This window comes from Janthinobacterium sp. GW822-FHT07H10 (assembly GCF_058798675.1).
Window position 1 is genome coordinate 110,903 of the sequence record NZ_JBXAKS010000003.1, and the last position, 13,524, is coordinate 124,426.

At 65.6% G+C, this 13,524-nt stretch carries 9 protein-coding genes and 1 pseudogene; 1 reads left to right on the forward strand and 9 read right to left on the reverse strand.

The window, feature by feature from the left end:
• Position 1: 1 nt before the first annotated feature.
• The 9 genes and pseudogenes from nrfD to pilM form a co-directional block, all read right to left on the reverse strand.
• Positions 2-1,126: an NrfD/PsrC family molybdoenzyme membrane anchor subunit gene (gene nrfD / locus AC1RDJ_RS08245; protein WP_493027197.1), complete on the reverse strand. Its 1,125-nt coding sequence runs from the start codon at positions 1,124-1,126 to the stop codon at positions 2-4.
• Positions 1,127-1,129: 3 nt separating this feature from the next.
• Complete coding sequence (gene dsrO, locus AC1RDJ_RS08250; protein WP_071325638.1) at positions 1,130-1,840, reverse strand: sulfate reduction electron transfer complex DsrMKJOP subunit DsrO; 711 nt, start codon at positions 1,838-1,840, stop codon at positions 1,130-1,132.
• 228 nt (positions 1,841-2,068) lie between these two features.
• Positions 2,069-3,205 carry a deoxyguanosinetriphosphate triphosphohydrolase gene (locus AC1RDJ_RS08255; protein ID WP_071325639.1) on the reverse strand — a complete coding sequence of 379 codons (1,137 nt, stop codon included), beginning with the start codon at positions 3,203-3,205 and terminating at the stop codon, positions 2,069-2,071.
• 2 nt (positions 3,206-3,207) lie between these two features.
• Positions 3,208-4,827, reverse strand: coding sequence for a bifunctional shikimate kinase/3-dehydroquinate synthase AroKB (aroKB, locus tag AC1RDJ_RS08260; protein ID WP_071325640.1), 1,620 nt, complete (start codon positions 4,825-4,827; stop codon positions 3,208-3,210).
• Between the two features lie 39 nt (positions 4,828-4,866).
• Positions 4,867-7,059, reverse strand: a complete 2,193-nt coding sequence (locus tag AC1RDJ_RS08265) for an Ig-like domain-containing protein (protein WP_493027198.1) — start codon at positions 7,057-7,059, stop codon at positions 4,867-4,869.
• Between the two features lie 97 nt (positions 7,060-7,156).
• Positions 7,157-8,482: pseudogene (locus AC1RDJ_RS08270) on the reverse strand (type IV pilus secretin PilQ); the annotation flags it as partial.
• A gap of 92 nt (positions 8,483-8,574) precedes the next feature.
• Complete coding sequence (locus tag AC1RDJ_RS08275; RefSeq protein ID WP_493027199.1) at positions 8,575-9,720, reverse strand: pilus assembly protein PilP; 1,146 nt, start codon at positions 9,718-9,720, stop codon at positions 8,575-8,577.
• Positions 9,648-10,214, reverse strand: coding sequence for a PilN domain-containing protein (locus AC1RDJ_RS08280; protein WP_493027200.1), 567 nt, complete (start codon positions 10,212-10,214; stop codon positions 9,648-9,650). The genes AC1RDJ_RS08275 and AC1RDJ_RS08280 overlap by 73 nt, the downstream gene beginning before the upstream one ends.
• A 17-nt stretch (positions 10,215-10,231) precedes the next feature.
• Positions 10,232-10,864, reverse strand: coding sequence for a pilus assembly protein PilM (gene pilM, locus AC1RDJ_RS08285; protein WP_493027201.1), 633 nt, complete (start codon positions 10,862-10,864; stop codon positions 10,232-10,234).
• A 301-nt stretch (positions 10,865-11,165) separates the two neighbouring features.
• Here pilM and AC1RDJ_RS08290 point away from each other — a divergent pair, with 301 nt between their 5' ends.
• On the forward strand, positions 11,166-13,511 hold the full coding sequence (locus AC1RDJ_RS08290) for a penicillin-binding protein 1A (protein WP_071325646.1): 2,346 nt from the start codon (positions 11,166-11,168) through the stop codon (positions 13,509-13,511).
• The last annotated feature ends 13 nt before the right edge of the window (positions 13,512-13,524 follow it).

Sequence of the window (13,524 nt, forward strand, 5' to 3'; positions counted from 1 at the left end):
CTTAATGCGTGGCCATGGCGGGACGGGTGCGCGCCGCTGCGTGCGACATCGCGGCACGGCCAGCCCATGGCAAAAATTCCAGCATCAGCAACAGCAGCGAGATCCACAGGCCGGCCGTGCCGATGATCCCCAGCAAGCCGTCGTTCCCCATCGGCAGGTGGTAGTCGTACAGGCCGGCGCCCGTTTTCGGGATCGTCTGGCCGCCGATGAAGATCGTCCAGCGCATCATCCATGCGCTGTGCAGCGCGATCAGGCCATTGGCCAGGCCGCTCGTGGCAGGACGCCAGATGGCCAGCGCCATCGGCACGATGGACGACAGCACTGCCCAGACGGCCGTGAACTGCCATTGCGGCATGCCGGCCACCTGGGTAAATGCCATGCTGTGGCTGGCGCTCACGCCGGACAGACTGACGAACAGCCAGCCGCCGCCCAGGGCCAGCACCAGCGCCAGCGACAGGGCCAGCGCGCGGTTCAGCGATACTTCGAGCGCCAGCTCGCGGCCCGGCAGGCAGCGGTTGAACAGCAGCGCCAGGCCAACCGCTCCCACAAAGGCGGTGGCGGCAAACTGCGCCGGCAGGAAGGGCGTGAACCACAGCGGACGGGCGCGCACCACCATCACTTCCATGCCCGTGTACAGGCCCACGACGAAGGCGGCCAGCAAGGTGAAGGCGGCGGCGATGACGATGGCGCGGCGCGAGGCGGCGCCACCGCGTCCCAGCAGGCGATAGGCGAAGGCCAGGCGGTCCTGGCCCTGCCCGCGCGCGGCGAAGTCGCTGCGCAGCGCCAGCCACGCATACAGCATCAGGCAGCCCAGGTAGAGGGGAATGAAGAACGAGCCCCACGACATCCACGACTGCGGCTGGAAGTAAAGATAGAAGTGGTAGAAGCGGCCCGGCCCGTGCAGGTCGGCCAGCAGCGCCACGGGCGCCGTCATGCCGCAGACGAGGGACGCCAGCAGCGCGATGCGGCCCAGGCGTTCATACGCCTTGCGGCCGAAGACGAAGTACGGCAGGGTCAGCATGAAGCTGCCGTAACTGAGGCCGATGAGGAAAAAATACTGCACCGCCCACGGCAGCCATGCCGCTTCGCGCGTGACGTTGACAATCTCGGTGATGTGGCTGTCCATGGTTTATTTCCCGTGTTTGCTTGGTTGCCAAAGAGTCGCCTCGCCCTCGACGTGGCCGGCGAAGCGCGTGTCCAGTCCCAGGTAAAACACGTGGGGCTGGGTACCCTGCTCGGGTTTCAGCACCTTCACCTTGTTCTCGGTGAGCAGCTGGTGCACCATGCTTTCCGGATCATTCAGGTCGCCGAAGATGCGCGCGCCGCCCACGCAGGTTTCCACGCAGGCCGGCAGCAGGCCTTCGTCGACGCGGTGCGCGCAGAACGTGCATTTGTCGGCCTTGCCCGTTTCATGGTTGATGAAGCGCGCGTCGTACGGGCAGGCCTGCACGCAGTAGGCGCATCCGACGCAGCGGTCGCCGTCGACGACGACGACGCCATCCTTGCGCTGGAACGTGGCGCCCACGGGACAGACGGGAATGCAGGGAGGATTGGCGCAGTGGTTGCACAGGCGCGGCAGCATGTAGGTGCCGCAACGGTTCTCTTCCTTGACTTCATAGGTCGAGACGATGGTGCGGAAGCTGTTTTCCGGCACGGCGTTTTCCATGATGCAGGAGACCGTGCATGCCTGGCAGCCGATGCATTTCTGCACGTCGACCACCATCGCCCAGCGCTGTCCGCCCTCGCCCTTCGTTGCAGCCTTGCTGGGCAGCGGCGCGATGGCGGCGCCGATGGTGACGGCTGGCAGGGCGCGCAAGAAACTGCGGCGCGATTCGATCATGGCACTCTCCTTGACGATGGGCGGCAAGCCCTTGTTGACTTGCTGCCATGATAGAAAAGAAGGTGCTACGAGGGTATTGGGGTGATCGGGTGGGAAGCTAGATGATCATGCCAATTGACAGGACCGAAAATGCGGAGTAGGTCGGATTAGCGCGCAAGCGCGTAATCCGACAACCTTGTTGGCAGGGATGGTGGTGGTGTCGGGTTACGCCGTTCCGGCTAACCCGACCTACAACTCATCCAGAGAATACAGCCTGCGGTGCTCGCGGATCGCATAGCGGTCCGTCATGCCGGCGATGTAGTCGGCGATCTTGCGCGCCTGCTTCGTGACGTCATCGCCGCTGATTTGATAATCGGGCGGCAGCAGCGCCGGTTCGGCCATGAAGCTGTCATACAGTTCGCGCACGATGCGGCTGGCTTTCACGCGCATGCGGTTGACCTGGTAATGGCGGTACAGGTTGGCGCGCAAGAAGCGCTTCAGCTCCGTCGCGTCACGGCGCATGGCGTCCGAAAAACGGATCAGCGGCGGACTGGCGCGCACTTCATTGACGTCGCGCGGTGCTGCATCCGCAATCAAGCGGTTCGAGGTGACGATCAGGTCGTCGGCCAGCGCCGTAATCAGCCGGCGCAGGGTTTCGTAGATGGCGCGCCGGCCCGACAGGCCGGGAAACGCCTGCTGCACGTCGCGCCACAGGCGGCCAAAGAATTCCACCTCTTCCAGCTGGGCAATGGTGATCAGGCCCGAGCGCAGGCCATCGTCGATATCGTGGCTGTTGTAGGCGATTTCATCGGCCAGGTTGGTCAGCTGCGCTTCCAGCGTCGGCTGCGTGCGGTCGATGAAGCGCTGGGCCACGGGGCCCAGTTCGCGCGCATGCGCCAGCGAGCAGTGCTTCAGGATGCCTTCGCGCGTCTCGAACATCAGGTTCAAGCCGTCGAAGGCGCCGTAATGCTCTTCCAGCGTGTCGACCACGCGCAGGCTTTGCAGGTTGTGTTCGAAGCCGCCGTGGTCCTGCATGCATGCATTGAGCACGTCCTGCCCCACATGGCCGAACGGCGTGTGCCCCAGGTCATGCGCGAGGGCGATGGCCTCGACCAGGTCTTCGTTCAGGCGCAGGTTGCGCGCGATGGAGCGGCCGATCTGCGCCACTTCCAGGCTATGCGTCAGGCGCGTGCGGAACAGGTCGCCCTCGTGGTTGAGGAAAACCTGGGTCTTGTATTCGAGGCGGCGGAAGGCCGAGGAGTGGATGATGCGGTCGCGGTCGCGCTGGAACTGGCTGCGCGAGGCGTGCGGCGCCTCGGCAAAGCGACGTCCCTGCCCCTGTGCCGAATGGGCCGCATACGGGGCGAGGAAGTCTTCAGGCGTCATGGCTATTGCACTCCGGCGGCCAGGGTGGCCAGCACCAGTTCATGCGGCGCGGACGTGATGCACGGGCTGCCCAGCGGTTTGAGCAGGATGAACTTGATGGCGCCGCCCTCGTTCTTCTTGTCCACTTCCATCAGTTCCAGCCAGCGCTCGACGCCGAGGTCGGGCGCCTTGACGGGCAGGCCGGCGGCGGCGACGAGCATGCGCACGCGCTCGACCATCGCCTGGTCGATATAGCCCATGCGGCAGGACAGGTCGGCCGCCATCACCATGCCGCAGCCGACGGCTTCGCCATGCAGCCAGTGGCCGTAGCCCAGGCCCGCCTCGATGGCGTGGCCGAAGGTGTGGCCGAAGTTCAGGATGGCGCGCAGGCCGCCTTCGCGCTCGTCCTGGCGCACCACGTCGGCCTTGATTTCGCAGGAACGGGCGATCGCATATGCGAGGGCGCCCTTGTCGCGCGCCATCAACTTGGCCATGTTCGCCTCGATCCAGTCGAAAAACGCCGCATCGATGATGGCGCCATGCTTGATCACTTCGGCCAGGCCCGCCGACAGCTCGCGCGCCGGCAGGGTTTCCAGGGTCGACGTGTCGGCGATCACGGCGCGCGGCTGGTAGAACGCGCCGATCATGTTCTTGCCCAGCGGGTGGTTGATGCCCGTCTTGCCGCCGACGGAGGAATCGACCTGCGCCAGCAGGGTGGTCGGCACCTGCACGAAGCCGATGCCGCGCATGTAGCTGGCCGCCGCATAGCCGGTCAGGTCGCCGATCACGCCGCCGCCCAGGGCCACCAGCGTGGTCTTGCGGTCGCACTTGTTGGCCAGCAGCGCATCGAAGATCTGCATCAGGCTGGCCCAGTTCTTGTATTCCTCGCCGTCCGGCAGGACGATGCTGATCACTTCGCGGCCATCGCTGGCCAGCGCCGCCTGCAGGCGGCCCAGGTACAGCGGCGCGACGGTGGTATTGGTGACGATGGCCACCTTGTGGCCGCTGATATGGCGCAGCAGCGCATCGGCGTCGGCCAGCAGGCCGGGACCGATGGCGATCGGATAACTACGCTCGTCGAGGTCTACGCTCAACAACATTTTGGATTGCTCGTTCATCGAAGGCTCTGCATGAATGACGCAGTTGGGCGATGCCTCGCATTCGAGGCTGGCCAGCTGCATCAGGATGGTCTGAACCATCGATTGTACGTTAGGACGGCCCGTGTCGATCACAATGTCGGCCACTTCCATGTAATGGGGCTCGCGCTGCGCCGTCAATTCCTCCAGCTTGCCGCGCGGGTCGGCCGTCTGCAGCAGGGGGCGGTTCTTGTCATGGCTGGTGCGCGCGAGGATGTTGCTGACGCTGGCGCGCAGGTACACGACCGTGCCCCGCTCCTTCAGGTAGGCGCGGCTGTCGGCATTGAGGATGGCGCCGCCGCCCGTGGCCATGACGATGCCCTCCTGCGCGCTCAGGTCGCGGATGACTTCGGCCTCGCGCCGGCGAAAGCTGGCCTCGCCCTCGATTTCGAAGATCCACGGGATGGTCGCTCCCGTGCGTGCCTCGATCTCGTGGTCGGAATCGACGAAGCGCAAGCCCAGCTTGCGGGCCAGGATGCGCCCGATCGTGGTCTTGCCTGCGCCCATGAGGCCTACTAAAAACAGATTTTGCATTTGCTGCGACAATTAATTTGGGTTACGACAATCAGTGGCCTGCCCGTACGGACTGATGACGCCTGGAGGAGAAACATCCAGGCGGTTAAAGTCCGTCGCCAGCCCCGGAAGCAAAGTGTAACCGACATAAGTTGCCTCCGTCCCGGAACTATTGCCCCGAATCGTCAATTCGACGTCCAGCCAGTTGGCCCTGTCGCGCGGATAAGTCAGCGTCACGCTGGCCGTTCCCGTGCTGTCGGTCTTGCCGCCCGTCGACAGATTCAGGGGAATGCCGGGGTCGAGACGGCCATTCCGGTTCAAATCGTTGTTCGGATCCAGGGTGCCGCTGCGGTCCTTGTCTTCATTGTCACATGTCCACGTTGACGCCACAACCCACGCGGCGGCGGCCTGCGAATACTGCAGATAGCCCTTGTAGTAATGACGGGGCCAGGCGGCGGCCGTGATGATCACGTCCGGCACCGGGTTGCCGGCGGCATCCGTGACGAACACGGTGTAGGTCTTGCGATAGGTGCTGCTGTCCGTGGCGTCGAGCGCGTTGCCGCTGCCGGCGCTGATGAACAGCGCCTTCTTCGTCACCGTCAGCTTGACCGTGGCGGCATTGTTCGACACCCCTTGCAGCTGCGCCTGGACGACGACGCCATCGACCCCGGTCGTTGCCTGGCCCGCGATATAGCTGACCGTCGCCATGCCATCGCTGTCCGTCGACACCACCGACGGCGAACTGAGGGAACCGTTGCTGGCGTCGGCGAGGATGGAAAAGCCGACCTGGGCATTCTTGACCAGGTTGTTTTGCGGCGTGCCGTCGCGCACGATGGCGCGCAGGGCGCTGCGCTGCGCGCTGCTGCCAGCCGTATTGACGCCGATGACGGCCGGATCGGCTTGCAGGGTGATGCTGGCCTGGGCCGTCAGCGGCGCGACAAACTCCACGTCCGACTGTACCGACACGCCGCTGCCTTCGTATCTCGCCGTGAGGGCGGTCAGGCCGGCGCCGCTGGCCTTGACGTAGGCGATGGCGTTGCCGCCAACCAACGCCAGCGGTGCCTGCAGCGGAGTAGCGCAGCCCGCGTCCTGGTAAATGGTGCCGCGCGAGGTACTGAAACGCACGTTGCCCGTCTGTGGCACGCCCGCCACATCGCTGTGCACCGCCACCGCATAGCAGGTATTCGTCGTCAGGCTGGTCAGCGCCACATTCGCGCCCGACACGGCATTGATGGTGAAATTCGAGGCATTGATAGCGATAGGCAACAGTACGCTGTCGCCCTGCGCCTTGACGCTGATGCTGTCGCTGCTGCCCGCCTGGGCGTTGTAGCTCAGCACCAGCTGGCCGTTGTTGTCAGTCAGGGCCGGGCTGGCGCCGCCGCCCTTCACCGTCAGCGCATTGAGCTGGGCGCTGAACGCCACCGATTTGCCCACCAGCGGATTGCCGCTCGAATCGACCAGTTTGACCACCATGTCGGTGCTCGTCTTCAGGTTGACCGTGGAAAAGGCACTGATGACCAGCTTGGTGCCGCTGACGCCGACATCGGTGCTGGCCGTCTGCGCGCCCGCGCTGGCCGTGACCTTGATCGTGCGCAAGCTGGCGTCGCCGCCCGTATTCAGACTGACCAGCGCCTGCCCCTGCGCATTGGTGCTGACCTTGGTCGCGCCCAGCGCGCCCGAATCGGCGCTGAATGTCACGCTGGCATTGGGCACGACGGCATTGTTGGCATCCTTGACGAAGGCGATCACGTTGACGGCCGTGCCACCCGACGAGGCCAGGGTGCCGCCCGACGACGTCAGCAACAGGCTGGCGATGCCGGAAGTGACGGGCACGACTTTCACCACCACCGCTGGCGATTCCACGCCCGCGCTGCTGGCCTTGATGGTGATGTCGCGCAGCGTAGCGTCGCCCTTGATGCTGAGCTTTTCCGTCACCGTGCCGTTCGCATCGGTGACGCGATTGGTGGTGCTGACGGTGCCCGAACTGGCGCTGAAAGCCACGGTCTGGCCGGACAAGGCGTTATTGCTCGCATTCTTGACGATGGCCGTCAGCACCACTTCCGTGCCGTCCGCGCCCGACGCGGCGATCGTTGTCGCGCTGGCAATCAGTGCCACGCTGCCGACACCGGCATTCGCCCCATCCTTGACGCCCAGGGTGGGATCGCCGCCACCGCCGCCGCAAGCGGCCAGCAAGGCGCCCAGCGCCAGCACGGCCAGCCAATTCAATGCCCTACTCCAAGAAGTATTGCCTAAAGAAAAATTCCGCATAGTCGCCATCAGTCCGCTTTCGTCTGCATTGTTACTTAAACGTAAAGATGTGACATTAACGTGTTGCTGGCCGATCTGCCACTATTTTCGGCGTAATAAACACCATCAGTTCGGTTTTTTCTTGACTGCGGCCCGTGCTGCGAAAAAAAACGCCGAGAACCGGGATGTCGCCCAGCAGCGGCACCTTGCTGTCCGTGCCCCGTTCGGACTGCTGGTAGATGCCGCCCAGGACCACCGTGCCGCCATCCTCGACCATCACCTGCGTGCGCACATGCTTGGTGTCGATGGCGAAGCCGGAACGGGTTTCCTGGCCCACGCTATCCTTGTTGACGTCCACTTCCAGCACCACGTTGCCGTCCGGCGTGATTTGCGGCGTCACTTCCAGGCGCAAATTCGCCTTGCGAAACGTGATCGAGGTGGCGCCGCTGCTGGTGGCCACCTGGTATGGCAATTCGATGCCCTGCTCGATCAGCGCCAGCACCTTGTCGGCCGTCACGACACGGGGACTGGAAATGATCTTGCCCCGGCCATCGGCCTCCAGTGCGGACAGTTCCAGGTTCAGGAAACGGTTGGCCGCCGCCGAAAACAGGCTCAGGGCGAAGCTGGCCGGCGGCACGCCGTTGATGCTGGCGGCCGGCAAGTTGACGAATTGCGTGTTCGGCACGAAGGCGCCGGCGCCCGCCACGGTCTGCCCCGTCGCCTCGCCCACGCCCTGGTAACTGCCACCGACGGCCACGCGGCGTCCGCTGCCGCCCAGCGAAAAGCCGGGAACGGCTCCCTGCGCCAGGCGCTGGTCGGAAAACCCCAGGCGCGCCCCCAGGTTGCGGCTGAAGCTGTCGTTGGCCTCGACGATGCGCGCCTCGATCAGCACCTGGCGCGTGGCGACATCCGTCTTGGCGATCAGCAGGCGGATCTGCTCCAGGCGCGCCGGCACGTCGGTGACGAACAGCTGGTTGGTGCGCGGTTCGATCAGCACGCTGCCGCGGCGCGACAGCAGGCGGCTGCGCCCCTCGCCCGCATCGAGGCCGAACACCGTGCGGAACGCCTCGGCCTTCTGGTAATTGAGCTGGAAGATGGCCGATTGCAGCGGTTCGAGTTCCGCGATCTGCGCGCGCTGCTCCAATTCCACCTTTTCGCGCGCGAGGATTTCCTCGCGCGGCGCGATCCACAGCACGTTGCCATTGCGCCGCATGTCCAGGCCCTTCGCCTGCAGCAGCACATCGAGCGCCTGGTCCCATGGCAAGTCGCGCAAGCGCATGGTCAGGTTGCCGGCCACGCTGTCGCTGGCGATGATATTTTGCCCCGACACATCGGCCAGCACATGCAGGGCCGCGCGCACGCCCACGTTCTGGAAGTCGACGGAGATTTTCTCGCCCGCATACAGGCGCGGCGCCGTCACCAGCACCACGGCATCGTGGGCGCTGCCGCCCGCATGCAGGCACAGCGCCATGGCCATACCGAGCAGGCGCGGCCTCATGGCGCCGCCTCGGCCACGCCATCCTTCGCGGCGGCGGCAGCCGTAACAGCAGTGCCAGCAGCAGTAGCGACAGCCGCGGCGCCCGCCGCCTGCAGGGCCAGGCTGCCGCGCCGCTCGCGCCAGGAACCGCCCGCCTCGCGCAGCAGTTCACGATACTGCACGGCTTGCTCGCTGATGCCCGTCACCACCCCATGGTCCTGCCCCAGGTGCTGGCCCAGCTCCACCCGGTGCACGTGCTGTCCCGCCAGCAGCAGCGCGCTCAGGCGGCCCGCATGGCGCACGCTGCCCACCATGGACAGGGCCGGCATGGCCACGCTCTCCAGCGCTTCGCGGCGGCGGCGCAAATCCGGCCCCGCCACGCCGGTGCCCGCTTGCCCCGACAGGGGCGCACCGAACGGATCGGCAAACCCGGCGCCCTCGTACGCCCGCGGCACGAAGACGGGCGCCGCTTGCCACGCCAGCGGCGCCGCCGGAACCGGCACGGCCGGCAAGCGCCCTTGCGCCGCCCGTTCCTGCGCGTCGGGCAAGCGGTAGGCTTGCAACACGCCATCCAAGGTCACGCTGCCATCCTTGCCTCCGGTCAAGACCACCCCGTGCACGGTCACGATGCGCGGCAGGCGCGCCAGGTCCGCCAGCAACTCGCCCATGGCGTGATAGGCGCCGCGCAACTGCACGGTGATCGGCAGCGCCACATAGTGTTCCTGCGGCTGGGGCGAGCCCGGCTTGAACAGGGTAAATTGCACGCCGCGCGACTGGCCCGCCGCAGTGATATCGCTCAATAGCGCCGCCATCTGCTGGCTGTCCGGCAATTGCTGTTCCAGCTTGGCCAGTTCGGCGCCTGCCTGGCGCTGCCGCTCGCGCCACGCCGGCAACTGGCCCGCGCGGATCCTGGCCAGCTGATAGGCGCTGCGCAGGCGCGCCTCTTCGCCATCCGCAGCGTGCACGGCGGCAAACAGCCCATCCAGCCAGACGAAGTGCAGCAACGCGGCGGCCAGCGCAGCAACAAGGGCCACAGCGCTCAGGCGGGCCGGCAACGGCCACAGCGACGCTTTTTTCAGGCTCAGCATGATCAGCCACCTCCCGCTTTCCTGGATGGCGGGGCAGGCGCCGCCGGACTTGTCCATGCCAGCCGTATCGTCCATTCCACGGCGCCCGCGCCCTCGCGCACTTCCAGCAATTCCGGGGCCGACTGCGGCGCCGACTGCGCCAGCGCCAGCAGCAGCGCCGCCACCGCATCCTGCGTGGCGGCCTGCCCTTGCAGGCGCAAGCCCGATGCTTCCTGCCGCACGCCGTGCAACGCCACGCCCGCCGGTACGGCCCGTGCCAACGCGCCCAGCATGGCCACCCAGGCGTTGCGCTGCGCCTGCAGCTGCCCGATGGCTTGCCGGCGCGCCGCCAGCAGCGCCGCCTCGCGCTGCAGGCGCTGGCCGCCGGCCAGCACGCCATCGACCTGCCGCATGGCGCTGCGCCAGCCTTCCTGGCGCAGCGCCTGGTCGTCGAGCCGCAACTGCAGCCAGGCGCCCGCGCCCAGCGCCAGCAGCAAGCCCAGCATCGCGCCGCCGCCCAGCAGCCACAGCAGCTCTTGCACGCGCCGCCGCCGCGCCGCATGACGATAAGGCAAGAGATTGATGCGCACCACTTGCGCCGCGGCCCTCATCGGGCGTACCGGTGCAGGGCCAGGCCCCAGGCCAGCTGGTACGCCGCGCCGCCATCGGGCAAGCCTTGCCAGCCGCCGTGGGCGATGGCCGCCTGGCGCGCCAGCGTTTCGCTATCCATGACGACGGCCAGCAAGCCGGCCGCCGTGGCCACGTCGAGGCGGCGCCGCCCGCCGGCGCGCCGCGCCGCCACCAGCAGCACGTCGACCTCCTTGCCTGGCGCGCCGGCCAGTGGCGGCGCCGGCCCGAGCACGAAAAAATCCAGGCTGGCGTCTTCCAGCGCAAACGGCATGTATTGGGCGGCTTCCAGTTCCACGAGGATTTCCAGCTGCTCGTCCGGCAATCCGGCCGGCAGGCGGATCGCGTGCGTGATCAGGGCCGTGGCGGGCATGGCCAGCGCCACGCGGGTACACGCGCTGCCGCTATTGCGCCATGCCTGGCGCACGGCGGCCGCCATGCCGTCCACATCCTCGATATTGCCTTCAAGCATCACTCCCGGCGCCAGCGCGGCGGCGCCGCAATGGCGGCACGACAGCGTGCCCCGCCGGCGCGCCAGTTCGACGACACGCACGCTGTCTTGCCCCATATCGACGCCGAGCAAACCTGTGGCCAGAAGACTGCGGATGGACATGTTTTTCATGGGGCAATGGGACCATGCGACGGCGGCTGCCATCCAAAATCCTAGTCCCGGCGCCGCCCGCGTGTAAACGGATTTCCCGCCTGTGCCTGCGGCGCGCGGCCACTATCTGGCCCGGCCGTGATCTGGCGCAGGAAAATTGTTACCAAATCCTGGTTGCCAGCGGGCCAATACACGCTTATATAGAGTAGCGACAAGTTCCGACTGTCCCCCCAGGCAAGCGCCACGGCGCGCTGCCACCCCGGCAAGCTCGCTTATAATTGACCGGCATAATTAACCGAAAGACATACGACGCATGACATCTTCAAAATCCGCTGGCACCGCTGGCTCGAAGCCGCCCACCAAGGGCAGCAAACCCAAACGCTTTCTGCTGATGGCCCTGGTATCGTTGCTGGGCCTGGGCATCGTCGGCGTGCTGCTGGTGGTCTTCGGCCTGGCCATGGCGTATCCCAACCTGCCGGCGCTCGATACCTTGACCGATTACAAGCCCAAGATGCCGCTGCGCGTGTTCACGTCCGACAGTGTGCTGATCGGCGAGTTTGGCGAAGAGCGGCGCAACATGGTGCACATCAAGGATATTCCCGATGTCATGAAGAAAGCCGTGCTGGCCATCGAGGATGACCGCTTCTATGAGCATGGCGGCGTCGACTACCTGGGCATCACCCGCGCGGCCCTGCACAACCTGACGGGCGGCGCCAAGCAAGGCGCGTCGACCATCACGCAGCAGGTGGCGCGCAACTTCTTCCTGTCCAGCGAACAGACGCTGAAACGCAAGGCGTATGAAGTCTTGCTGGCCTGGAAGATCGAGAAAAACCTCAGCAAGGACCAGATCCTCGAAGTGTATATGAACCAGATTTATCTGGGACAGCGCGCCTACGGTTTCGCCTCGGCCGCGCAAATCTATTTCGGCAAGAATATCCAGGACCTGACCGTGGCCGAAGCGGCCATGCTGGCCGGCTTGCCGAAGGCGCCGTCGGCCTACAACCCCGTCGTCAATCCGAAGCGCGCGCGCATGCGCCAGCAATACATCCTGCAGCGCATGGCGCAGCTGGGCTACATCACGCCGGCGCAGTACGAAGAAGCGAAAAATGAAGAGCTGAAAGTAAAGACCGACAGCAGCGCCTTCGGCGTGCATGCGGAATACGTGTCGGAAATGGCGCGCCAGCTGGTCTACGAGCAATTCAAGGAAGACACCTATACGCGCGGCCTGAACGTCTACACCACCATCACCAAGGCCGACCAGGATGCCGCCTACATCGCCTTGCGCAAGGGCGTGATGGATTACGAGAAGCGCCACGGCTACCGCGGCCCGGAAGCCTACATCGAGATCCCGAAAACCAAGGCCGAAGCCGATGACGCCATCGAGACGGAACTGGCCGACCACCCGGACAGCGACGACATCATCGCCGCCATGGTGCTGCAGGCGTCGCCCAAGTCCTTGCAGGCCGTCACATCGGCCGGCGAGGAAATCACCATCACCGGCCCCGGCCTGACCTTCGGCGCAGCCTGGCTGTCGGAAAAGGCGGCGCCAAACCGCCGCATCAAGCGCGGCGCCGTGATCCGCGTCATGCAAGAAGGCAACACCTGGGTCTTGACGCAGATGCCGGAAGTGCAGTCGGCGTTCGTCTCGGCCAGCACCACCGACGGCGCCATCCGCGCCATGGTGGGTGGCTTCGATTACAACCGCAACAAGTTCAACCACGTCACGCAGGCGTGGCGCCAGCCAGGTTCGGCCTTCAAGCCCTTCATCTATTCCGCCTCGCTGGAGCGGGGCCTGTCGCCGGCCACCATCATCAATGACGCGCCGATCTCGTTCGACGCGGGCCAGACGGGCGGCCAGGCGTGGGAACCGAAGAACTACGACAGCAAATACGATGGTCCGATGACCATGCGCAAGGGCCTGATGAAATCGAAAAACATGATTTCCATCCGCATCCTGCACAAGATCGGCGCCAAGTATGGCCAGGAATACGCGACGCGCTTCGGCTTTGACGCCGACAAGAACCCGCCGTACCTGACCCTGGCCCTGGGCGCCGGCAACGTGACGCCGCTGCAGATGGCGGGCGCGTATGCCGTCTTCGCCAATGGCGGCTACAAGATCAACCCTTACCTGATCGCCAAGGTGACCGACAGCGACGGCAATGTGCTGTCGCAAGCCAAGCCGGACCTGGCGGGCGAGGAAGCCAACCGCGTCATTGACGAACGCAATGCCTTCATGATGAACAGCATGCTCAACGACGTCGTGCGCTTCGGCACGGCCAACAAGGCCATGGCCTTGAAGCGTCCCGACCTGGCAGGCAAGACGGGCACCACCAACGATTCCATCGACGCCTGGTTCGCCGGCTACCAGGCCAAGCTGGTGGGCATCGCCTGGATCGGCTACGACCAGCCGCGCAACCTGGGCAACCGGGAAACGGGCGGCGGCCTGGCCTTGCCGATCTGGATCAGCTACATGGCGAAAGCCCTGAAAAGCATCCCCGTCGAAGAACGCGCCGTGCCGGAAGGCTTGATCCACGTGGGCGACGAGTATTACTATGCGGAAAATCCACCGGGCACGGGCGTAGGCAGCCTGGAAGGCGCGGCACGCGGCACGCCGGAAGAAGAAAAGGCGAAAGAGGCTGTGAAGAACGAGCTATTTTAAACACGTAGGCCGG